Genomic DNA, 224 nt, shown 5'->3' with positions numbered 1-224 from the left:
TATTATCCAATGCATTTAAATTCACAGAAAAAGGATCCGTCTCTTTACATTTTGATTCGATAGAAGCAACTCATTTGAGTCATGAAATGCAGTCTATAAGCAATGATTGGATGACAATTTCGGTAAAAGATACTGGTATTGGTATCGCTACAGAACAGCATCAACTTATTTTCGAAGCCTTTCAACAGGCAGATGGCGCAACGATTCGAAAATATGGTGGTACA

General features: G+C 36.6%; 1 protein-coding gene. It reads left to right on the top strand.

Going from position 1 to position 224, the window contains the following annotated elements; genetic code table 11:
• Nucleotides 1-224, top strand: a 224-nt coding sequence (locus tag MR113_RS27990) for an ATP-binding protein (protein ID WP_242257528.1), incomplete at both ends; no start/stop codon positions are given.

This window comes from Bacillus cereus group sp. BfR-BA-01379 (assembly GCF_022663605.1).
GTDB classification, from domain to species: domain Bacteria; phylum Bacillota; class Bacilli; order Bacillales; family Bacillaceae_G; genus Bacillus_A; species Bacillus_A mobilis.
The sequence above is the reverse complement of the archived record's forward strand: the minus strand, read 5'-3'. Positions and strand labels throughout refer to the sequence as shown.